This window comes from Paenibacillus sp. P22, from assembly GCF_000469945.2.
Classification (GTDB): Bacteria; Bacillota; Bacilli; order Paenibacillales; family Paenibacillaceae; genus Paenibacillus_O; species Paenibacillus_O humicus.
This window is the reverse complement of the sequence record NZ_CBRA020000129.1, coordinates 1-19,962: the sequence shown is the minus strand read 5'-3', so window position 1 is coordinate 19,962 and position 19,962 is coordinate 1. Positions and strand designations below refer to the sequence as shown.

Annotated in this window: 22 protein-coding genes and 2 pseudogenes; 17 read left to right on the top strand and 7 right to left on the bottom strand. The window is 59.9% G+C overall.

Annotated features, from left to right (window positions below; all coding sequences use genetic code 11):
* Positions 1-17 precede the first annotated feature (17 nt).
* The 3 genes from BN871_RS17645 to BN871_RS17635 form a co-directional block, all read right to left on the bottom strand.
* Entirely contained in the window at positions 18-1,025 is a 1,008-nt protein-coding gene (locus BN871_RS17645; protein ID WP_048748160.1) for an iron ABC transporter permease, read from the bottom strand.
* Positions 1,022-2,032 (bottom strand): iron ABC transporter permease, encoded by a 1,011-nt coding sequence (locus tag BN871_RS17640; RefSeq protein WP_048748159.1) that lies wholly within the window; start codon positions 2,030-2,032, stop codon positions 1,022-1,024. The genes BN871_RS17645 and BN871_RS17640 overlap by 4 nt, the downstream gene beginning before the upstream one ends.
* Before the next feature lie 62 nt (positions 2,033-2,094).
* Entirely contained in the window at positions 2,095-3,078 is a 984-nt protein-coding gene (locus tag BN871_RS17635; protein ID WP_048748158.1) for an iron-hydroxamate ABC transporter substrate-binding protein, read from the bottom strand.
* Between the two features lie 247 nt (positions 3,079-3,325).
* On the opposite strand from BN871_RS17635, the gene BN871_RS17630 reads away from it, so the two are divergent.
* Positions 3,326-5,068, top strand: coding sequence for a methyl-accepting chemotaxis protein (locus BN871_RS17630; protein ID WP_048748157.1), 1,743 nt, complete (start codon positions 3,326-3,328; stop codon positions 5,066-5,068).
* A gap of 38 nt (positions 5,069-5,106) precedes the next feature.
* Here BN871_RS17630 and fabV read toward each other — a convergent pair whose 3' ends face one another.
* On the bottom strand, positions 5,107-6,297 hold the full coding sequence (gene fabV / locus BN871_RS17625) for an enoyl-ACP reductase FabV (RefSeq protein ID WP_048748156.1): 1,191 nt from the start codon (positions 6,295-6,297) through the stop codon (positions 5,107-5,109).
* A gap of 235 nt (positions 6,298-6,532) precedes the next feature.
* Between fabV and BN871_RS28515 the strand changes: the two genes are divergently transcribed.
* The 10 genes and pseudogenes from BN871_RS28515 to BN871_RS17585 all read left to right on the top strand — a co-directional run bounded on the left by BN871_RS28515 (position 6,533) and on the right by BN871_RS17585 (position 14,746).
* Positions 6,533-6,679, top strand: coding sequence for a hypothetical protein (locus tag BN871_RS28515; RefSeq protein WP_164762954.1), 147 nt, complete (start codon positions 6,533-6,535; stop codon positions 6,677-6,679).
* Positions 6,680-6,812: 133 nt separating this feature from the next.
* Complete coding sequence (locus tag BN871_RS17620; RefSeq protein ID WP_048748155.1) at positions 6,813-7,562, top strand: SDR family NAD(P)-dependent oxidoreductase; 750 nt, start codon at positions 6,813-6,815, stop codon at positions 7,560-7,562.
* A 368-nt stretch (positions 7,563-7,930) separates the two neighbouring features.
* A complete protein-coding gene (locus tag BN871_RS17615; protein WP_021880361.1) occupies positions 7,931-9,064 on the top strand; it encodes an endospore germination permease in 1,134 nt (377 codons plus the stop codon).
* Positions 9,061-9,951: pseudogene (locus BN871_RS30295) on the top strand (spore germination protein); the annotation flags it as partial. The gene BN871_RS17615 and the pseudogene BN871_RS30295, both read left to right, overlap by 4 nt.
* 55 nt (positions 9,952-10,006) lie before the next feature.
* Positions 10,007-10,555 carry a spore germination protein gene (locus BN871_RS30290; protein WP_374725890.1) on the top strand — a complete coding sequence of 183 codons (549 nt, stop codon included), beginning with the start codon at positions 10,007-10,009 and terminating at the stop codon, positions 10,553-10,555.
* Positions 10,555-11,709 carry a Ger(x)C family spore germination protein gene (locus BN871_RS30285; protein ID WP_048748154.1) on the top strand — a complete coding sequence of 385 codons (1,155 nt, stop codon included), beginning with the start codon at positions 10,555-10,557 and terminating at the stop codon, positions 11,707-11,709. The genes BN871_RS30290 and BN871_RS30285 overlap by 1 nt, the downstream gene beginning before the upstream one ends.
* Positions 11,710-11,802: 93 nt before the next feature.
* Positions 11,803-12,240, top strand: coding sequence for a holin family protein (locus tag BN871_RS17600; protein WP_048748153.1), 438 nt, complete (start codon positions 11,803-11,805; stop codon positions 12,238-12,240).
* Between the two features lie 114 nt (positions 12,241-12,354).
* The gene (locus tag BN871_RS17595; protein WP_048748152.1) at positions 12,355-12,735 is read left to right on the top strand and encodes a cytochrome c oxidase subunit II; all 381 of its coding nucleotides are present in this window, start codon (positions 12,355-12,357) and stop codon (positions 12,733-12,735) included.
* A gap of 239 nt (positions 12,736-12,974) precedes the next feature.
* Positions 12,975-14,069 carry an ABC transporter permease gene (locus tag BN871_RS17590; RefSeq protein ID WP_048748151.1) on the top strand — a complete coding sequence of 365 codons (1,095 nt, stop codon included), beginning with the start codon at positions 12,975-12,977 and terminating at the stop codon, positions 14,067-14,069.
* Positions 14,066-14,746, top strand: coding sequence for an ABC transporter ATP-binding protein (locus BN871_RS17585; protein WP_021880367.1), 681 nt, complete (start codon positions 14,066-14,068; stop codon positions 14,744-14,746). The genes BN871_RS17590 and BN871_RS17585 overlap by 4 nt, the downstream gene beginning before the upstream one ends.
* A 77-nt stretch (positions 14,747-14,823) precedes the next feature.
* On the opposite strand, the gene BN871_RS17580 is transcribed toward BN871_RS17585, so the two are convergent.
* Complete coding sequence (locus BN871_RS17580) at positions 14,824-15,078, bottom strand: hypothetical protein (protein WP_021880368.1); 255 nt, start codon at positions 15,076-15,078, stop codon at positions 14,824-14,826.
* A 132-nt stretch (positions 15,079-15,210) separates the two neighbouring features.
* Between BN871_RS17580 and BN871_RS17575 the strand changes: the two genes are divergently transcribed.
* The 5 genes from BN871_RS17575 to BN871_RS28505 all read left to right on the top strand — a co-directional run bounded on the left by BN871_RS17575 (position 15,211) and on the right by BN871_RS28505 (position 17,173).
* Entirely contained in the window at positions 15,211-15,498 is a 288-nt protein-coding gene (locus tag BN871_RS17575) for a Dabb family protein (protein WP_021880369.1), read from the top strand.
* Between the two features lie 47 nt (positions 15,499-15,545).
* On the top strand, positions 15,546-15,671 hold the full coding sequence (locus BN871_RS29735) for a hypothetical protein (RefSeq protein WP_021880370.1): 126 nt from the start codon (positions 15,546-15,548) through the stop codon (positions 15,669-15,671).
* Between the two features lie 12 nt (positions 15,672-15,683).
* Positions 15,684-16,103 carry a DUF86 domain-containing protein gene (locus tag BN871_RS17570; RefSeq protein WP_021880371.1) on the top strand — a complete coding sequence of 140 codons (420 nt, stop codon included), beginning with the start codon at positions 15,684-15,686 and terminating at the stop codon, positions 16,101-16,103.
* Positions 16,104-16,248: 145 nt separating this feature from the next.
* Positions 16,249-16,761 carry a hypothetical protein gene (locus BN871_RS28510; RefSeq protein WP_021880372.1) on the top strand — a complete coding sequence of 171 codons (513 nt, stop codon included), beginning with the start codon at positions 16,249-16,251 and terminating at the stop codon, positions 16,759-16,761.
* Between the two features lies 1 nt (position 16,762).
* Entirely contained in the window at positions 16,763-17,173 is a 411-nt protein-coding gene (locus BN871_RS28505; RefSeq protein ID WP_048748150.1) for a YtxH domain-containing protein, read from the top strand.
* Positions 17,174-17,190: 17 nt separating this feature from the next.
* Here BN871_RS28505 and BN871_RS17555 read toward each other — a convergent pair whose 3' ends face one another.
* Positions 17,191-17,970 carry an AraC family transcriptional regulator gene (locus BN871_RS17555; protein ID WP_048748149.1) on the bottom strand — a complete coding sequence of 260 codons (780 nt, stop codon included), beginning with the start codon at positions 17,968-17,970 and terminating at the stop codon, positions 17,191-17,193.
* A gap of 114 nt (positions 17,971-18,084) precedes the next feature.
* Between BN871_RS17555 and pyk the strand changes: the two are divergent.
* Positions 18,085-19,502: pseudogene (gene pyk, locus BN871_RS17550) on the top strand (pyruvate kinase).
* Between the two features lie 122 nt (positions 19,503-19,624).
* Here the strand turns inward: pyk and BN871_RS17545 are convergent.
* Positions 19,625-19,962, bottom strand: a 338-nt coding sequence (locus BN871_RS17545) for a helix-turn-helix domain-containing protein (RefSeq protein ID WP_048748148.1), incomplete at its 5' end; no start/stop codon positions are given.

Here is a 19,962-nt window from a genome sequence, read left to right as displayed (position 1 = left end):
GTCCCGTTTTTCATGAATCAGGCTTTTTTGAGCAGAAGATAGATGAAGTAAGGGGCTCCGATGAACGCGGCCACGGTTCCGGCCGGGATGCCGGCCGGATCGGCCATGTTGCGGCCGATCATGTCGGCCGCCATCAGCAGCACGCCGCCGGTAAGGATGGCGATCGGCAGCGACAGCTGGTTGCGCGGCCCGACAAGCGTCTTGGCGATATGCGGCGCCATCAGCCCGATGAAGGAAATGCCGCCGGTGACAGCGACCGAGGAGGCCGCCAAGGCGACGGCGGCGATGAGCAGCTTGACCCGCTCCCGGTTCACGGGCAGGCCGATGCCGACGGCTACCGTCTCGCTCAGCTCCAGCAGATTGAGCTGGTTGGCCTTGTAGAGAGTGAACGGAATCAGGATGACGAGCCAAGGCAGGAGAGCCCAGATGAAGATCCAGTCGGTTCCCCAGATGCTGCCCGCGAGCCATTTGGCGATGAAGTCCACCTTCTCGCGCGTGGCCGAAGAGATGATGACGACCATGATGCCGGAGAGGGACAGGGAAAATCCGACCCCGACCAGCACGAGCCGGACAGGCTGGAGGCCTTCTCCTCTTCGGTAGGAGAACAGGTAGATGAGCAGAGCCGTGGCCATCGCGCTGGCGAAGGAGACGAACGTGATCAAGTACACGAACGAGCCGGGCTCGATGGGGGCGAACAGGAAGAAGAGCGCGACGCCGAGGCCGGCGCCGGTATTGATGCCGATAATGCCGGGATCCGCCAAATCGTTGCGGGTCACCCGCTGCAGGATGGCGCCGGAGAGGGCGAGGCCCATGCCGGCCAGGAACGTAATGAAGATTCTCGGGAGCCGGATCGAGAGGATCAGATCTTCCTTGACGGTTCCGTGGCCGAACAGCACCGGGAGCAGGCGCTTGTAGCCGAGGCTGGAGTAGCCCCATCCGGCGCTGATGAACATGACGGCTGCGGCGAGCGCGATCAGGACAGCGACGATGATGCGCTGCCTGCGAATAATCGAAGGGGCGATCATTGGAATGCACGCCCTCCTTTCTTCACGATCCAGAGGAAGAACGGCAGGCCGATCATGGCCACGATGGCCGTAATCGATGTTTCGTACGGAGCGTTGATCGTACGGCCGAGCGTATCGGCGACCAGCATGAGCGCTCCTCCTCCTGCAGCCGATATCGGGATGACGAACCGGTAGTCGGGTCCGACGATCTTTCTCGCGATATGCGGCACGAGCAGCCCGAGGAACGCCAGGTTGCCCACCAGGGCGACCGACGCGCCGGCCAGGATGATGACGACGACGTACAGCAGCATTTTGATCCGGGCGATGTTCTGGCCGAGCCCGGTCGCCACGTCCTCATTCAGGCTCATGATCGTCAGATGTCTGGAGAACAGCAGCGCCAGCACGATGCCGGCGGCGATGAAAGGCGTAATCGAGCCGAGCTGCTTCCAGGTCGTGCCGATGACGCCGCCGGAGTTCCACAGGGATACTTGCTGCGATATTTTGAAATAAAGGCCGACCGCCTCGGCGACCGCGTAGAGAAGAGCCGATACGGCCGCTCCCGCAAGCACGATGCGCAGAGGCGAGAAGCCGCCCTTCTGCACGGCCCCGATTCCGAAGACGACGAGCGCGCCGAAGGAGGCTCCGGCGAAGCAGCTCAGCATGATGCCGAAGTAGCCGGCCTGAGGGAACAAGGCGATCGTGATGGCCAGCATCGCGTTGGCTCCGGCCGTCAGTCCCAGCAGGCCCGGATCCGCGAGCGGATTGCGGGTCATTCCCTGCATGACGGCGCCGGATACGGCGAGCGCGGCTCCTACGGCAAGCGCGGCCAACTCGCGGGGCAGGCGGAATTCGCGGATGAGCAGGATGTTTTTGCTCGTTTCGCTGGAGGTCATGGCCAGCCAAACTTCGCGGAAGCCGATGTCGGCCGCTCCGAGCAGCATCGAAGCGAGGAAGGCGGCGGCAAGGACAAGCAGGGAGGCGGCAAGCTTATACCCGAAGGGAAGCCTGCGGCGGATTGGACTGGACATCGATGATCATTCCTTTACCCGAAATAGAGGAAAGGAACTCCAGATAGAGTTCCTTCCGGCTTTCATTCGTTTCCGAGGAAATGCTGCTTGAAGAATTCAAGCTGGTATTCGAGCGAAACCGGGTCGTTGAAGTAGAATTCTTTGGCGTTGGCTTCGAACACCCGGTTGTTTTTGACGGCCGGAATGTTTTTGTACGTTGCGGATTCCTGGTAGGAGTTGTCGGTGTCCGGGTTTTTGCTGACGATCATATAATCGCCGGCGAATTCCGGGAGCACCTCGATCGACAAGGCGTAATAGCCTTCCTTGAGCGCGTTGTCGATGACCTTTTGCGGCATCTTCAGCTTCATTTCCTGGTAGAGGATCTCCGTTCCGCGTCCCCATGCGTCTCCGAATACGTAGATCTGCTTGTCGAAGTTCTCGGTGACCGAGACGGTCGCGTCCTCTCCGATCTTCGCCCGGATCTCCTCGCCGGCAGCCTTGGAGCGCGCTTTGAAGTCGTCGATCCAGGCCTGGGCTTCTTTTTCCTTGTTCAGCAGCTTGCCGATCTCCAGATGCTGGGTCAGGTAGTCGACCTTGTTGTAGGTGAACGTGACGGTAGGAGCGATTTCCTTGAGCTTGTCGATGTTCTTGTCCGTCGACGCCGCGATGATGAGATCGGGGTTCAGCTCCACGATCTTCTCCAGGCTGTCCGCGCTGACTTCCTGAGCGCCTGCTAGCTTATCCTGGAAGCGGGGATTGTCTTTGGACCAGCTGTCCACGCCGACCAGGTTGACCCCGAGCGCAATCACGTTGCCTGTATAGGAGGCGAGGACGACGACCCGCTGCGGATTGGCCGGCACTTCGACGGGACCATTTTCCGATTGATATGTAATCGTTCCTGTCGCTGCCGGCCCGGCCGCAGTTTCCGTTCCGGAGGCGGTGTTTTGAGCGGCTCCGGCGTTGGCGCTGCCTGTATTTGCGCTGCCTGCATTTTCCGAGGTTGTGCTGCCGCATGCGCTCAGGACAAGGACCAGGGCCAGCAGGGCAGGAACTAGAAGCTTTTTCAAAATGAACTCCCCTTTTTAATTGATAATGATTATCAGTATTAGTTCGTTTCCCACTATAAAACGAGCGGAAGGAGGTTGTCAATACAAAATAACGAGCATAAACAACCGATCGAGGCAGGACTGAAGTCCTTCTCCGGAAGTCCCAACGTTAACAGGGAGTTAATGAAAATCCTCATGTTCGTTAACTTTCCTCTGCTAGGATAGATGCGGAACTAGCATAAATTGGCATCATGCGGGGGCTGACGAGATGAAGAAGATAAGCGCGGTTGCAAGGTCCATGAAAATGAAGCTGGCGGCAAGCTTCCTCTTTATTGCCCTCTTTTTCCTGGCGGCGGTCCTTTATCAGGACGGCATGCAGGGCGGCGTCAGGAATTCCATGACGCAGCTGAAGACGGAGATGGAGAAGCGGATCACGACGGCCAAGATCAATCAGTTCCTGCAGGAACTGAACGCGGCCGAGAGCCAGCTGAAGCAGACGAGCGACACGGATACGGCCAAGCCGTTCGGGACGATGAGCGCCGCCCTGCACAAGGAGCTGGACAAGCTGTCGTTTCCGGAAGGAGGAACGGCTGCGGAGGATCTATCCAATCTGAAAAGCAAGGTCGGCGAGTACGAGAAGGATTTTGCCGGCATGGTGGAGGCTCTCGACGATCCCGACATGGATCCGCTCGCCGTCCTCGAAAAAGTCGATCAGCTCCATACGAAAGCGTCGGCGGAAAGCCAGAACATGCTCGACATCACCTCGCGGCTGGGAGCGGCAGCAGACCGGAACGCGCGGTCGGCCCAGGAGCGGTCGTTCGAGCTGCTCAGCCAAACATCGGATGCCGCCCTGTACGGACTCGGCATCGTCCTCCTGTTCACGGTTCTGGTCGCCTTCTTCCTGATCCGCTCGTTCGCCTCCTCGGTCAACCGGCTGCAGAAGGCGGTCGCGGCGCTGGCGGCCGGGGATATGCGCGTGCGGATCAATTCCCGCAGGCGGGACGAGCTCGGCGAGCTTAGCCGGCACTTCGACGATATGGTGTCCAAGGTCCGCAGCATGCTGGGCCAGACGCGCGGAGTGGCCGCCTCGATGACGGACTACTCCGAGTCGTTCCGCTCCTCTGCCGGCGTGACGGCCAAGGCCAACGAGGACATTCTCGTTTCCATCGGGGAGATTTCCGCCGGTGCGCAGCAGCAGTCCGGATTGTCGGAGCACAGCGCCCTGCTTATCGGGCGGCTCGAGCATGAGCTCGATGAGATGCTGGAGGCGATGGACGCCGTCATGTCGGCAAGGAAGCAGTCCGGCGCCAATATCGGCAACGGGCTGTCGGCGATGGGAGAGCTGGGCGGTTCGGCGAGACGCTCCGGCGAATCGATCGAGGGGATGTACAGGCAGCTGGATACGCTGAGCCGCCAGTCGGAGGAAATTACCGGCGTGACGCGGCTGATCGCGCAGATATCGGCCCAGACGCAAATTCTGGCCTTGAATGCCTCTATCGAAGCGGCCCAAGCCGGCGTCCACGGCAGAGGCTTCGCCGTCATCGCGGAGGAGGTCCGCCAGCTGGCGTCCCAGACGAAGCAGTCGACCTTCCATATCGGCGGCTTGATCGAAAGGCTCCAGGAAGGGATGGCGAGCTTCCGGGAGTCCATGCTGGAGACGAAGCGCGGACTTGACGAGCAGGAAGGACAGGTCGCGGTCACGCTCGACGCCTTCGAATCCATCAGCCGTTCCATGGAAGACATCGGCACCCGCATCCATCATGTCCACGGCCAGGTGCAGCGCACGCGCAGCAGCAACGAGGAGCTGGCCGAAGCGGTCCGCAGCGTCGCCGCCATAGCCGGGCAGACCGCAGCGGGAGTGGAGCGGATGAGCGCCTTGAGCACGGAGCAGCATGAGGCGATCCGGGGAATCGCGGGCCAGGCGGGAGATATCCATGACCTGTCGGGCCGTCTGTTTGGGGAGATCAGCGTTTTCGTTCTTGAAGACGAGGATTCCCATTCTCAGTCGTAAATGAAAAAAAAACGCCTTCGCAGGCGTTTTTTTTGTTCTTATTTGGCGCCCGGAATCTCGACCTGGGGGTCGACATCCTGGTCGTAATCGACGCCTTCCGTCTCGAATCCGAACAGCTGGAAAAATTCGCGGCGGTAGCCTTCGAGATCCGTCAGGCTGTAGATGGAATCGGTGTCGACGCGGTTCCAGACGGCATCCACTTCCTCCTGCACGTCCGCTCGCAGCTCCCAGTCGTCGATGCGGATGCGGCCCTTCTCGTCGACCGGCGTGCCGGCCGGATGGTAGAGGCGGTCGGCGAAGAGGCGGTGGGACTGCTGGATCGTATTCTCGTGCAGGCCCTTCTCCTTCATGATCTTGTAGAGAGCCGAGACGTAGAGGGGAACGACGGGAATCGCCGAGCTCGACTGCGTCACGAGCGCCTTGCTGACCGATACGTAAGCGCGGCCGCCGATCGGGGAGAGCTGATCTCCGAGGCGCAGCGCCGTCGCTTCCAGGTCGTCCTTGGCCTGCCCGATCGTGCCGTCGCGGTAGATGGCCTGCGTGATTTCCGAACCGATATAGGAATAGGCGATTGTCACCGCGCCTTCGGCGAGCAGGCCGGCAGCCTGCAGCCGGTCGATCCAGCGCTGCCAGTCGGCTCCGCCCATGACGGCTACCGTCTGGGCGATGTCGTCGCCTTCGGCCGGCTCGATCGTTACGTCGGTCACTTCGCCGGTATGGAAGTTGACGGTTTTGTTGCTGTAAGGAGCGCCGATCGGCTTCAGCACCGAGTTGAACGTCTCTCCCGTATCGGGATCGGTACGGCGGGGAGCCGCGACGCTGTAGACGACGAGATCCACCTGGCCGAATTCCTTGGCGATGGCGTCAAGGACGCGGTCCTTCGTCTCGTCGGTGAAGGCGTCTCCCGTCACGCTGATGGACTTCAGTCCAGCCTCGGCCGCCTTGCGCTCGAATGCGGCCGAGTTGTACCAGCCGGCGGACGCGGTGCGCTTGTCGGTAGCGGCGCTCGGGCGGAAGACGCCGATCGTGTCGGCGCCGGCTCCGAATGCGGCGGCGATGCGGGCAGACAGGCCATATCCGGTCGAAGCGCCGAGCACGAGCACGCGCTTGGGGCCTTCCCACTTCGGCTGGCTTTGTATGTAGTCGATCTGCTCCTGGACCTGTTTGGCGCAGCCTTCCGGATGGGCTGTCGTGCAGATGAAGCCGCGGGTTCTTGGTTTGATGATCATGGAACGCTTCCTCTCTGTGCCGATAATGAATACGGTCTATATTTTAACGAGTTTGGCGCCAAAAGGGAAACAAAAGGGCCGACGCCGTCATGACTTCCGTCCGGCATGGGCATTCTAAGCAGGCTTCGCTGCCTGGCTGGCCGCCTGCCAGTCCGGCTGTCTGCAGGCCGTGCCGCTGTCGGGCCGCCTGCCAGCGGAGCGGGTGCAGGTCCAGGCGAGAAAGGAGGCATGAGCCATGTCGCGCAACAAAAAGCATTCGTTCGAGGACAAGCAGAAAGGATACGCGGAGCGGAGCAAGGAAGCCGAGAACAATCTTGCCGCTTCCACGAACGAGAACAGGAACCAGAAAGGCCATGTGCCGAACAGCCCTTCGACAGGCTGACCGGGGCAAGCGCCAAGCGCGAAGGGGGCCGGACCGGGCGGAAGCCGGGTCCGGCTTTTTTGCAGGTTTGACGGCGGCTCCCCAAGGTAAAGTATGATAGGCAGGCAGGAACGCCGAAAGGGGAGGATGCAGGGTGAGATTCAAAGGAAAGACGGTCGTCGTGACCGGAGCCGGCTCCGGAATCGGACGTGCAGTCGCGCTGGGATACGCTGCGGAAGGCGCGGATGCCGTGCTTGTCGACCGAAATCGGGCCGGCGCCGATGAAACCGCGTCTCTGATCCGGGCAAGCGGAGGAAGCTGCTCGGCATGGACGGCCGATCTCGGCAAGCCTGAGGACATCGCCGCTTTGTTCGCAGGCATCAAGGAAAGGTATGGAAGAGTCGACATTCTGATTAACAATGCCGGCATCAGCGCCTTCAAGTCCATCTGGGAGCTGAAGGTGGAGGAATGGGACGAGGTGCTGAACAGCAACCTGCGCGGCACCTTCCTCTGCAGCCGCGCTGCGGCCCTCCTGATGAAGGAGGACGGCCGGGGAGGCTCCATCGTCAATATGGCCTCGACGCGCGCGTTCATGTCGGAGCCTTCCTCCGAAGCGTACGCCGCCTCCAAGGGAGGGATCCTGTCGCTTACGCACGCCTTGGCGTTGTCGCTCGGCGGGGAAGCCATCCGGGTCAATTCCGTGAGCCCGGGCTGGATCGAGACCGGCAGCACGGCCAAGCTGAGCGAAGCCGACCACAGGCAGCATCCGGCGGGAAGGGTAGGACGTCCGGAGGATGTCGTCCGGGCCTGCTTCTACTTGACCGATCCGGACAACGATTTCGTCACGGGTACGAATGTGACGGTCGACGGGGGCATGACCCGCAAAATGATCTACATCGAATAAGCGGCCGCACCCGTACCTGAATGCCGACGCGCAAGAAGCGGGGCCAGCAGGGGAGGCCGCTGAAAAAGCTGTCTTCTGCGTTCGCGGATCATTCTTCCGATCGCCGTTGTCCCCGAATTTATCTGATCCTTGCCATTGTTGCGGTCGAAATCCGGTGACAAAGGCGACCCCATTCGTTTCTCCAGAACGATTCCGCGCCTTTCGCTTGTTTTTCAGCCGCCTCCAGCCGGGGGCGGCTTTTTTCTTTTCCCCGGGGATTAATTCGGCCCACTGCGATCCGCGGACAATGGCTGTAGCAGAGGGGCTCCAGGCTTCAGTGGATAAAGTTTCCGCCAGAGGGATAATCTAACCTCGAAAGAGGTGCGGAGATGAAAAAAACGAATTTGTTCGGCCTGCTGCCGGCTGTCATGATCCAAATCCTGTCTGTCGGCCTCGTCAACCATGTCCTCATCGTGCCTCTTATTCTGCACACCGCCAAGCGGGACAGCTGGATGTGTCCGGTGATCGCTTGGATCATCGCCGTTTTATGGGTCAGCTTTCCCGTATACGGCACGATGAAGCGGCTGAACGGATCCTTGAAGTCCATGCTGGAGAGGGTTATGGGCAGAGCCGGCTCCTGGACGCTCAAATTCCCGCTCGCCGTCATGCTGTTCGGAATTACGCTCAATACGCTGGTCGACACGATCTCATGGTCGAAGACGACCTACCTGCCCAAGACGCCGACCTGGGTCATTTCAAGCGCCATTATCCTCATTGTCTTGTATGCGGTTGGCACCGGCCTCCGGACGATCGCCTACGCCTCGGCCGTTCTGCTCCCGTTTGTCTTGCTTCTCGGAGACTTCGTCATGACGGCGAATCTGCCCCATAAGGACTATTCCTATCTGAAGCCGTATCTGGAGCATGGCTGGACTCCCGTGTGGTACGGGGCGCTGCTCAGCGTCTGCGCGCTGGTGGAGCTCTATACGCTCGTCCTCTATCAGCATCATCTGAAGAAAAAGTTCAAATGGATCCACATGTTCGTGCTGATGACGATCCTGTCGCTGCTGACGCTGGGGCCGCTGACGGGAGCCATTACCCAGTTCGGGCCGGTCGAAGCGGAGAAGATGAGGTACCCGGCCTTTTCCCAGTGGAGGCTCGTCCAGATCGGCAAGTTCATCGAGCATCTGGATTTCTTCGCCATTTACCAATGGATATCCGGAGCGATGATTCGGCTGTCGCTGTCGCTGTTCCTCATGGCCGACATGCTGTCCCTTCGTTCAAAGGGCAAAAAGTGGGGATTCGCGATCGTCCTGCTGGTCCTGCTCGTTCCTTTGTGTCAGGCAATCAGCGACAATATGGTGCTTTACCGCAAAATCATGATGTATTACTTTCCCATCGCGGGTGCTGCCGTCGTCGCCATCAGCATGATCATCTGGCTGCTGACGGTCATGGACGCGCGCAGCAGCGACAAGAAAACCTCTGCGGCCGGGATGCCAGCGGAAGGAAATGGAGGGCCGTCATGAGCCAGCAGACCCAGAATAGTGCCTATTCCCAAAGCAGGACGTCCTCGTCGTCTGCCGACGACGGGACTGCCGCAGCCTCCGGCTCCAAATGGACGCTGCGGCAGCTGCAGGAAAAGCTCGAAGGCTGCCAGGATGTCGTCCATATCGAGACCAGCTTCATTCTCGAAAACGGCGAGCACTTTCCCGCGACTTTATTCTACTGCACCCAGATGGTGGATACTTCCTTGCTCCAGCAGTCTCTGCTGCCCGCTCTCCAGACGGACGGAGGCAGGCTGAAGGAGGGCTCCGACACCAATCTCATGATGATCAGCGACGAGTCGGACGCCGGCCAGGATCTTTTTGAAATGCTGTTCAGCGGCGCCGTCCTGATCGTGCTGGACGAAGGGGCCAGAATCTACGCCTCCTTCATCGGGAACCTGACGGAGCGGCAGCCCGACGAATCCGTCATGGAGGTGTCGCTCAAAGGACCGAGGGACGGCTTTGTGGAAAGCGTCAACGTCAACATCAGCTTGGTCCGCCGCCGTCTCAAGACGCCTGATCTCCAGTGCGAGATCATGACGATCGGTTCCAGATCGGGAACCCAGGTCGCCCTGATGTATATGGCCAGTCTCGCGGACGAGGAGATGATCGCCGAAGCGAGGCGCAGGCTGCAGGAGATCGCGAAGAACGTCGTTTCCATCGACAGCAGCACCCAGATCGAATCCCTGATTTCCGACAAGCGCTTTACGCTGTTCCCTCTGACGACCTACACCGGCCGTCCCGATTATGCCGCCTCCTCGCTTATGTCGGGGCGGTTCATCGTCATCGTCAACGGCAATCCTGCGGTCATCATGGGGCCGACCGATCTGGCCTTCCTCGTCAAGTCTCCCGAAGATCTGCATATGCCTTATTTTTATGTTTCCTTAGAGAGGCTTTTGCGTTTCTTGGGGCTTTTTTTTCAGCATCTTCCTGCCGGGCTTCTGGATCGCTCTCTGCTCCTTCAATACCGATCAGATTCCCTTCAACCTGCTCGCGACCATTTCCACGTCCCGGAACGGCCTCCCGGTATCGACCACCATGGAGATGTTCCTCATGCTGCTCATGTTCGAGCTGTTCCGGGAAGCAGGGGTCAGGCTCCCGCGGGCGGTCGGCCAGACCGTGTCGGTCGTAGGGGGGCTGATCGTCGGCAATGCGGCGATCGACGCCGGGCTCACTTCGCCCACGATGCTGGTCGTCGCGGCCGTGACGGCCGTGTCCACGTTCGCCCTTGTGAACCAGACGCTCAACGGGACGGTCACAGTGCTGCGGCTGCTCGTGCTGGTCATGGTCTCGTTCATGGGCATGCTCGGCTTTTTCCTCTCGATGTTCGCGATCGTCATCCACCTGTGCTCGCTGGAATCGTTCGGAAGGCCTTATATGGCTCCCCTCGCTACGATGAGGTTCAGGCTGATGCCGCAGGCATTCCTGCAGCTGCCTTGGGTCAAGCGGCGGAGAAAGGGAGGCCGATTCTGATGAGGGCCGGGCTGCTGCTTGCCGTGCTTGCCGCCTTGTCTCTGCTGACCGCTGGATGCTGGGATGAAGTCGACCTGACCGATCAAGGCTATGTGACGGCGCTGGGGATCGATTATGCGGACGGCCAGTACAGGATGACCGTGCAGCTCATGCAGATGAGCTCGGTCGCCAAATCCCAGGATCCGATGAGTACAAACGGGACTACCGTATGGGTCGGCAATGGAAAAGGAAAGACGATGCTCACCGCATTGGGCGATCTGCAGAAGTCGTCGCAGTTCGAGGTCAACCTGGACCATATGAAGGTGCTGGTCGTTCAAGAACGGGCGCTGTCCCGCATGGAGGATATCCTGGATGCCAACAACCGGCAAAGGGCTTCCCGGTACACTTCGCTCGTATTCGTCACTAGAGAGCCGTTCGAGAAGCTGTTCAACACCGACACCTTTTTCGGCCGCTCGCCTCTGCTGAGCATCATGTACAACCCCAAGATCCAGTTCAACCAAAACAGCCTGATCCGCCCGGTTACGATGCAGGAGCTTGTCAAGGCGATGGAAGAACCGGGGTTCACGGCGGTGCTTCCCGTCATCGGAACCAATGCCAGCGACTGGCAGGAATCGGAGAAGAAGCTTTTGGTCCAGCAGTATGAGGGCATCGTCCCCTTCTATCTGAAAAAAGCGAAGCCGTTCATGGATGTCGATGAAATCGGCGGCATGCGCTGGATCGATCCGACCTTCCAGCAGCATTATATCTACACCGGGTTGAATTCGGGCAAGGACGGAGGGCGGCAAGAGAATATCGCAACCTTGAACATCACTTCCTCCAAGCCTGCCTACCGTCTCGTGCAAGCGGGCCAGAATCCCGAGATCAAGCTGGATATCCGCGCGAAGGGCCATCTGATCGAGCTGACCGGCCCGATGACGGAGCGGGAAATATCCCGTCAGGTCGAACAGAAGATAAAGGCTGAAATCGAGCGGACGTTCGCGATCGGCTGCAGCAAGCACGTAGACATCCTGCAGCTGGAAGAATTCCTCTACCGGAATCACAACAAGCTGTGGAAGCAGCTGACCAAAGCCGGCGAATGGATCCCGATTCCCGGCGAGCTGAAGGTCGACGTTCATTTCGACCTGGTCCACACCGGCAAATTCGATCTGACCTGAGCCTGGCCAGCGGTAAAAAGGCGGACAACCATCGCATCCCCCTGTTATCGGCATAGGATAATCTATCAAATGCTGATAGAGGGGGGAGCAGGAATGAAAGATTCTTCCACGGGCTCGCTTGTTGCGATCATCGGCTCCATGATCGGGTTTGCGTTCGGCGCCTGGCATCAATCGCTGACGCTGCTGCTCGTCTGCATGGCGGTCGATTATATTTCCGGAATGGCGGCCTCGCTGAGCGAAGGCAGGCGTCTGAGCAGCCTCGTCGGCTGGTGGGGGCTGGCCCGCAAGGGACTGACGCTGCTCGTCATCCTCATCGCGCACCGGATAGACGAGCTTATGGGAGGCAACGCCGTCATGACGGCTGCGATCTTCTTTTATACGGGCAACGAGCTGTTGTCCATCACGGAGAATTACGGCCGGATCGGCTTGCCGCTGCCGGGAAGGATCAAGGCTTTCATTGAAATCTTCCGCAAAAAAAAGATTCATGATCGCCACGGAATGTTCATGAATCTGTCAAACATTTCGGGATAAAATAAAATTGAAAACGGTTAAAGCTTGTGATCATTTCCTGTTCTTAGGTATTATAGAAGCAGTCATGGTCAAATATGGGCATCTCATCTAAGCATGAAGGGGAGCAAGGAACGCATGAAATACGTAATGTCGACAATGCTGATTATCGCAGCCCTGCTGGGTCTGTACATGCTGACGCTCGGACTTCCGCTGCCTCCGAAGGACGAAAGCGCCGGACTGCCCGAGGGCGTCGAGCTGCTGAAGGTAACCGCATCGCAGGACTTCGTGTTCGACCAGAAGGAATACAAAGTCAAGGCCGGCCAGAAGTACAAGCTCGTCCTGCACAACAAGAGCGGCATGCACGGCCTTGCCATCGAGGACTTCGGCATCGACCTGCAAGGCGACAAGATGGAGCAGGAAGTTACCTTCGACAAGCCGGGCCGCTACAAAATGCACTGTTCCGTCATGTGCGGAACCGGACATGCGAACATGGTATCCGAGCTCGTCGTCGAGTAGCATGCAGATGGGAAAAGCGTTTCTCCTTAAGAGGAGGAACGCTTTTTTTTGCGTTTCAGCGATCTGGCGATCGCTCCGAGATGCGGCCGGCGCAGCCGCTGAGCTTTCTGCTCGAATTGCCCGGGCGGAAGCGGCGTCCGGCTGCTCAGCCCGGAGCCATGCGGCCGCTTGTAATCTCCGGTTCACGCTCCGTTCACGCAGCAGCTCTAAGCTGAAGGCATGAGAAGGAGGAGATGTTCATGTTTTTGGCTTTGCGGGAAATCAGGCATTCCAAGCTGAAGTACGCGCTGATCACGACGATCATGCTGCTCGTATCTTTTCTGGTGCTGTTCGTGACCGGGCTGGCGCAAGGATTGTCCTATGCGAACGCATCCTCGGTCGTGAATATGAAGGCCGATTACTTTATTGTCCAGAAAGGCTCGGACAGCCGGCTCGCCCGCTCGGCGATAACGCCGGAGCAGGCGGCAGCGGCCAAGGAGGCAGCCGGGGAGGAAGCCGTCCAGCTGCTTGGCGTGCGCATGGCTTCGCTTCAGAACGAGGCGACGGGGGCCAAGCTGGATGCCGCGCTCATGTCCGTGGAGCCGGAAGGATGGCTGGCGCCGCCCGTTGTCGAGGGGACGAAGCCGGCCGCAGGAACGGATGGCGCCATACTCGTGGACCGGAAGCTGTCGGAATCGGGAGTCGAGCTCGGGACGAAGCTTACCGACACGGTAACGGGCCGCAGCTGGACCGTCGCCGGCTTCGTGAAGGATGAATCCTACAGCCATACGCCGGCGGCGTTCGTCAGCCCCGCGGAATGGAGCAAGCTGCAGCAGTCCGGACGGGAAAGCGGCTACAACACGATCGCTTTCCGCGGCAGCCAGGCCGATGCGCAAGCGCTGCAGGGCAAGCTGCCCGGCACGGAGCTGCTCGCCAAGAAGCAGATCATCCAGGCGATTCCCGGCTATTCCGAGGAGCAAGGCACGCTGGTCATGATGATCGCGTTTCTGTTCGTCATATCGGCATTCGTCCTGGCGGTGTTCTTTTATGTCATGACCATCCAGAAGACGAGCCAATTCGGCATCTTGAAGGCGATCGGCTCCAGAACCGGCTATTTGTCGGCAAGCGTCCTCTGGCAGGTGCTCCTGCTTGCCGCGGCCAGCTTGACGGGGAGCCTGCTGCTCATCTGGGCGATGCGTGCGGCGATGCCCTCCACGGTCCCGTTCCAGCTCGATGCCGGCACGACGGCCTTCACCTGCGCCTTGTTTCTAGCTACTTCGATAGTCGGCTCGCTGTTGTCTGTCATTAAGGTGGCGCGCACCGACGCGCTGGATGCGATAGGGAGGACGGCATGATGAAACCGAGATTGCTTATGGAAAATGTGACCCAGACGTTCCAGGACGGCGAATCAAGCGTAACGATTCTGGACGGCTTGTCGCTGGAAGTCGGAGAGGGGGAGCTGGTCGCCGTGACCGGACCTTCCGGCTCCGGCAAAAGCACCTTCCTCTCGATCGCCGGAGCGCTGCTGTCTCCGACCGGAGGCGAGGTGAGCGTAGACGGGCGGCCGCTCGGCGGCATGGACGCCGGGCAGCTGGCGGATCTGCGGCTCACCAAGCTCGGCTTCGTGTTTCAATCCGCGAACCTCATTCCGTACCTGCGCGTCGAGGAGCAGCTGCTGCTGGTCGCCAAGCTGGCCGGAACTCCGGCCGCCGAAGCCTCGAAGCGGGCCAAGGAGCTGCTGGAGCTGCTGGGGCTGGCCCGCAGGAGCAGATCCTATCCCGAGAAGCTGTCCGGGGGCGAGCGGCAGCGGACAGCCGTCGCCCGCGCGTGGATGAACGATCCTTCGGTCATCTATGCCGACGAGCCGACGGCAAGCCTGGATGCCGAGCGCGGAAGGGATGTCGTCCGCATGCTGCGGGACGGCGTGAAGGCGCAGAAGAAGGCGGGAATCATGGTCACCCATGACGATCGGGTGCTGGAGTATTGCGACCGCGTGCTGAAGCTGGAGAACGGCCGGCTGCAGCCGGCTTGAGCCCGGATCGGCAGGCGAACGGAAAAAGCCCTTGCGGAACCTGCACGAAGCAGGCGTCCCCAAGGGCTTTCCGATTTTCAGGCAGCGTTTCTTTTGCGGCGCTCGGCTTGGATGATCCGGTCGCAGGCATACCCGATGGCCGCATAACAGGCGATCGTGAGGATGTACATGATCAAGACCGGCGTGGCATGGATATCGTAGAAGACATCCGAGATCCAGGCGACAGGACTGAACATGAAAAAGAAGAAGTTATGGGGATCATACCCCGTTGAGCTGAAAAGGCATAGGGCAAGGCTGATCAGGACCGCGGCGATCGTGACGGGATAACGCACCTGTTCTTGCTCCCTTCTGCTGGCATTGCCGAATGATGCGGCTTGAGTTATTATGGGTCAAAAGGGCTCGGGACATGCAGGTGATGCAAGTTCCGCGCCGATTCATGATCAAGAGGGAGCGTTTTCACTACTATGCTGACCCATATCGTGTTCTTCCGCCTCAAAGACCGCAGCGCAGACAGCGTGGAGCGCACGGCCTCCGTCCTTCGCGGCATGGAAGGCCGCATCGAGGTGCTCCGGCATCTGGAGGTAGGCGTTGATGTCGTCCATTCCGAGCGTTCGTACGATATCGCGCTCGTGACCAGGTTCGATTCCCTGGAGGCTCTTGGCGAATACCAGGTGCATCCCGTTCACCAGAAGGTCATCGAGCACATGAACGAGGCCCGCGAATCTTCCGTGAGCGTGGACTACATAGGCTGAACCAACAAGCAGGAGGAGCTCCGGCTTCTTAAGGAAGGTGCGTAACTATGCAGGAAGAATCGCTTGGGGAAGATTTTTATCAGATGATCGTCTATCTGTTCGTCGTCATCGTCAGCAGCATCATCATGATCGTCTGGCTGAAACGGCGCGGCAGAAAAAAGAATAACCGATAACGGAGGCGCTTCATGTATTACGTCAACGTGCAAGACATCCGTCTCAGGCTCGGCGCCATGCCGGAGCTTGAGCAGGCGCTGAGGGAGCTGGCGGCCGGCTGGCAGGGAACCCTGCTTCAAGGGCTTGCCCAGGAAAGGGCTCTCCATCTGGCGATCGAAACCGTGACCGACGTAGGCAGCTGCCTCATCGACGGTTATATCATGAGGGATGCCAGCAGCTACGAGGATATTGTCGAAATCATCGGCGGCGAGGAAGTCATCGATGCCGGGCTTGCCCGCAGCTTGGCGGAGCTGGCCTCGCTGCGCCGCAAGCTCGTTCAGGAATATTATGACTGGCCGCGAAGCGAGCTGCATCCATTCACGGCGCAGCTTCCCGGCTGGCTGGCAAGCTTCCGGGAACAGGTGGAGATTTATCTCGCCAAGGAACAATAACATCGCGACTGCCCGTTTTGAAGCCGCCTTTCAATGGGCGGTTTTTTTATTTTGAGATTGAAGTGTCAAGCCAAGCCCACGCCGCATCTACTGATCTCAGGCAATGGGCTCCCGCCCGGAACCGGAACATGCAGGAGGTGGAGGCATGGCAGCTTGGATCGCGGCGCTGGGCGCCGCCGTGGCGGCAATCGCGGTCGCTGCGGCTGCATGGCAGTTCGTCGGGGTGCTTCGCCGTCTGAAAGCGTGGATGGAAGAAGCCCAGTCGTCAGGAAACAAATCGCTGGAGCAGCTTGACGAGCTTCTGAGCGATGCGCGCCATGCTCTGCGGCCCGCAAGAGAGGCGGCCGAGGAAGCGAGGAGGCAGCTGATGCTGCTCGGTCCGGTGCTGGAATCCGCTCTCAAGCTGCAGGACGCAGCGAACCATGCGCAGCTCGCGGCGCGAAAGCTCGCCCATGCGGCTGCGGACACGGCCGAATCGGCTGCAGTCCGCGTGGAGCAGGCGGCCGGCAAATACCGGGAGCAGATCGATCAGGCGATCGGCATCGCCGAGGTCGCGCTCGAAGGATGGATGTTTTGGCGCAGCCGCCGCGAAAAGCTTGGAATCTCTGCATGTTCCGGACGGAACAATGGGAACCCTAACGAGGAAGGGAGCGATTAAGATGGCGAAGAAGAAATATGGATTTGCATGGGGCGCGATTGCGGGAGGTATCGTCGGATCGGTGACGGCGCTGCTGCTGGCTCCGAAGTCGGGCCGCGAGCTGCGCTCCGACATCGGCGAGTATGCGGCCAAGGCGGCCGACACGGCGGTTGAAATCGGCGAGATCATCGGCGACAAGGCTGCGGCAGCGGCAAGGCAGACGGCTGCCGGAGCAACGGCGTTGAAGGATAAAGCCATTCAAACGGCCGAAACCTTGGCATCCGGAATCAAGTTCTGGGACCGCGGCGAAGATCGCGAGCTCGCGGTCATCGCATCGGCGGCTTCGCACGACGATCTGGACGTCTCGGATTTCGTCATTAATGAACACATTGAGTCGATCGATGCCGAAGAAGACGGCTCCGGCAAAATCTGAGGAGCCTCCAGCTCATCCTAGCGGATGCGGCTGGCGTACATAGACGGCGGTTCTCCGTAGGAGCGCTTGAACACCCGCTGAAAGTAGGATACCTCGGCATAGCCGAGATAGGCCGCGATTTCTTCCACGGTGAGCAGCGATTCCTGCAGCATATACACCGCCGTTTTCATCCGCAAGGAATGGACATAACCGCTGATGGTCTGACCGGTGCCGCTTCGGAACAGCGAAGCGGCATAATTCGGCGTGCGGCCGATGCATTCGCCAAGCTCTTCCTTGGTCACATGCTCCCGGTAATGATCCTGAAGGAAAGCTTTCATCTTGTCGATATGGCGGCTTCCGGCTGCCTTGGCTTCACCCTTGGACCGCTCTCTTCCCCATAAAGCCACTATTTCCAGCAGCAGCCCCGTTCCCAGCAAGCGCGAGTAGGGCAGTCCCTCCTTGCTTTCGCCGAGCATCGACTTGATCCGGTCGAGCAGCAGATCATAAGCGGCAGGCCTTGTCCGATCCCATCTCTGCGGAAGGGGAAAGCCGGAGGCCAGGGATGATTCCATGCTGAACCAGATGACATACATCTCATGAAACACTCCCGGCAGAGCGACGGACCTGGCCTCTGCCGCCGCGGGAATGAAGATGAGGTCTCCTCGGGCGGTCCCGATCGGCTCCCCGTCTATTTCAAGCGTGAACTTGCCGTAGCTGGCCAGCAGCAATGCATTCCGATCGTCCGATCGGCGGCTGATCAGCGATTCGGAATTTCCTTGAATCCGGTTGATATCCCAGTTGTTGGGCAATTGCGCCATCGGTTGGCTCCTTTTATCGTACTATAGGTTTTTTATTATACTATAGGACGTCGTTTTGGTCTTCTTCAACAGGTACAATGGAGGAAGCAAACACCTAGGAGGACTTCAATTATGCTGCGCAAAACAAAAATCGTATGTACGCTCGGTCCGGCAAGCGAGTCGGTCGACACCCTCAAGCAAATGATGGAGGCCGGCATGAACGTGGCCCGCATCAACATGGCTCACGGTGAGCTGGAGGATCATGCCGCCCGCATCCGCTCGGTCCGCGAGGCTTCGGCCGCTGTCGGCGGCCAGCTTGTTCCCATCCTGATGGACATCAAAGGACCCGAGGTGCGGATCGGCAAGCTCTCCGCCCCATCGGTCCACCTGCAGACGGGCGCCGAGCTGGTGCTCACCACGATCGAGCTCGAAGGCGACGCATCCCGCATCTCCGTCAACTACCCCGGCTTGCCGGAGGATGTGCATGAAGGCAGCACGATTCTGATCGACGACGGCCTGATCGAGCTGAAGGTGAAGGAATCCGGCGGCACCGAGATCCGCTGCGAGATCGTCAGCGGCGGCATGCTGAAGCCCCGCAAAGGCGTCAACCTGCCCGGCGTGCGCACCCGCCTGCCCGGCGTCACGGAGCGCGACGTCAAGCATATCCACTTCGGGATCGGCGAGAACGTGGACATCATCGCCGCCTCGTTCGTCCGCAAAGCGGAAGACATCATGGAGATCCGCCAGATTCTCGAAGAGAACGGCGCCGGACATATCCAGATCATCTCCAAAATCGAAAATGACGAAGGCGTCGAGAACCTGGATGCCATCATCGAGGCATCGGACGGCATCATGGTCGCCCGCGGCGACCTCGGCGTGGAGATTCCGGTCGAGGACGTGCCTGCCCTTCAGGAAGAAATGATTACGAAGTGCAACATTGCAGGCAAGCCGGTCATCGTCGCCACCCATATGCTGGAGTCGATGCAGGTCAACCCGCGCCCTACACGCGCGGAAGTGAGCGACGTCGCCGGCGCCGTGCAGCAGGGCACCGACTGCATCATGCTCTCCGGCGAGACGGCTGCCGGCAAGTATCCGGTGGAATCGGTGCGCCGCATGGCCTCGATCGCCGTCAAGGCGGAGTCCATGCTGAACTACCGGCTTGAATTCCAGTCGCGCCGGGCGCTCCACGCCACGACGACGACCGAGGTCATCAGCCAGGCGGCCGTAGCTCCTCGATCGATCTCGATGCCAAGGCGATCCTGACGCCGACGGAATCCGGATTCACGGCGCGCATGGTATCGAAGTACCGGCCGAAGGCTCCTATCATCGCCATCACGCCGGATCCTCGCGTCACGGCCAAGCTGAGCCTGCTGCGCGGCGTCATTCCCGTGCTCGGAGAGCGCGCGACGAGCACGGACGAGCTGCTCCAGTCCGCGATCGTCGACGGCAGCAAGACGGGATTGCTGCATGAAGGCGATTATGTCGTCATCTCCTCCGGCGTGCCGAGCGGACGCTCCGGAGCGACCAATCTCATCAAGATCCAGCAGGTTTAGAGGCAAAACCTGTCTCCGCAGCAACAGGATCTCGTCGAGAGATCCAGCAGGTCTGACAGAACCTGCTTTTTGCATTCCGACAGGCAGCCCCGAAGCGATCGCTTCGGGGCTGCCTGTTTTGTTCATGGGTTCACAAGCCGCGCCCGGTAGGCGGAAGGCGAGCAGCCGGCGCTGCGCTTGAACTGCCGGGAGAAATAGAGCGGATCGGAAAATCCGCAGGACGCCGCCACCTGCTCCACGCTCAGCTCCGTGCCGAGCAGCGCCATCGCCCGGCGCAGGCGGATATTTTGGAGATATTGCATGGGAGAGAGGCCGGTGACGCTTCGGAACACCTTGGACAGATGGGAACGATGGTAGCCGAGAGCTTTGGCCAGCTCCGAGATGGACACGGCTTCGGCATAATGCGTCTGCAGCCAGCGCGCAGCCTGCTCCGCCTGCCGGCGGGCTGCGGCGGTGGAGC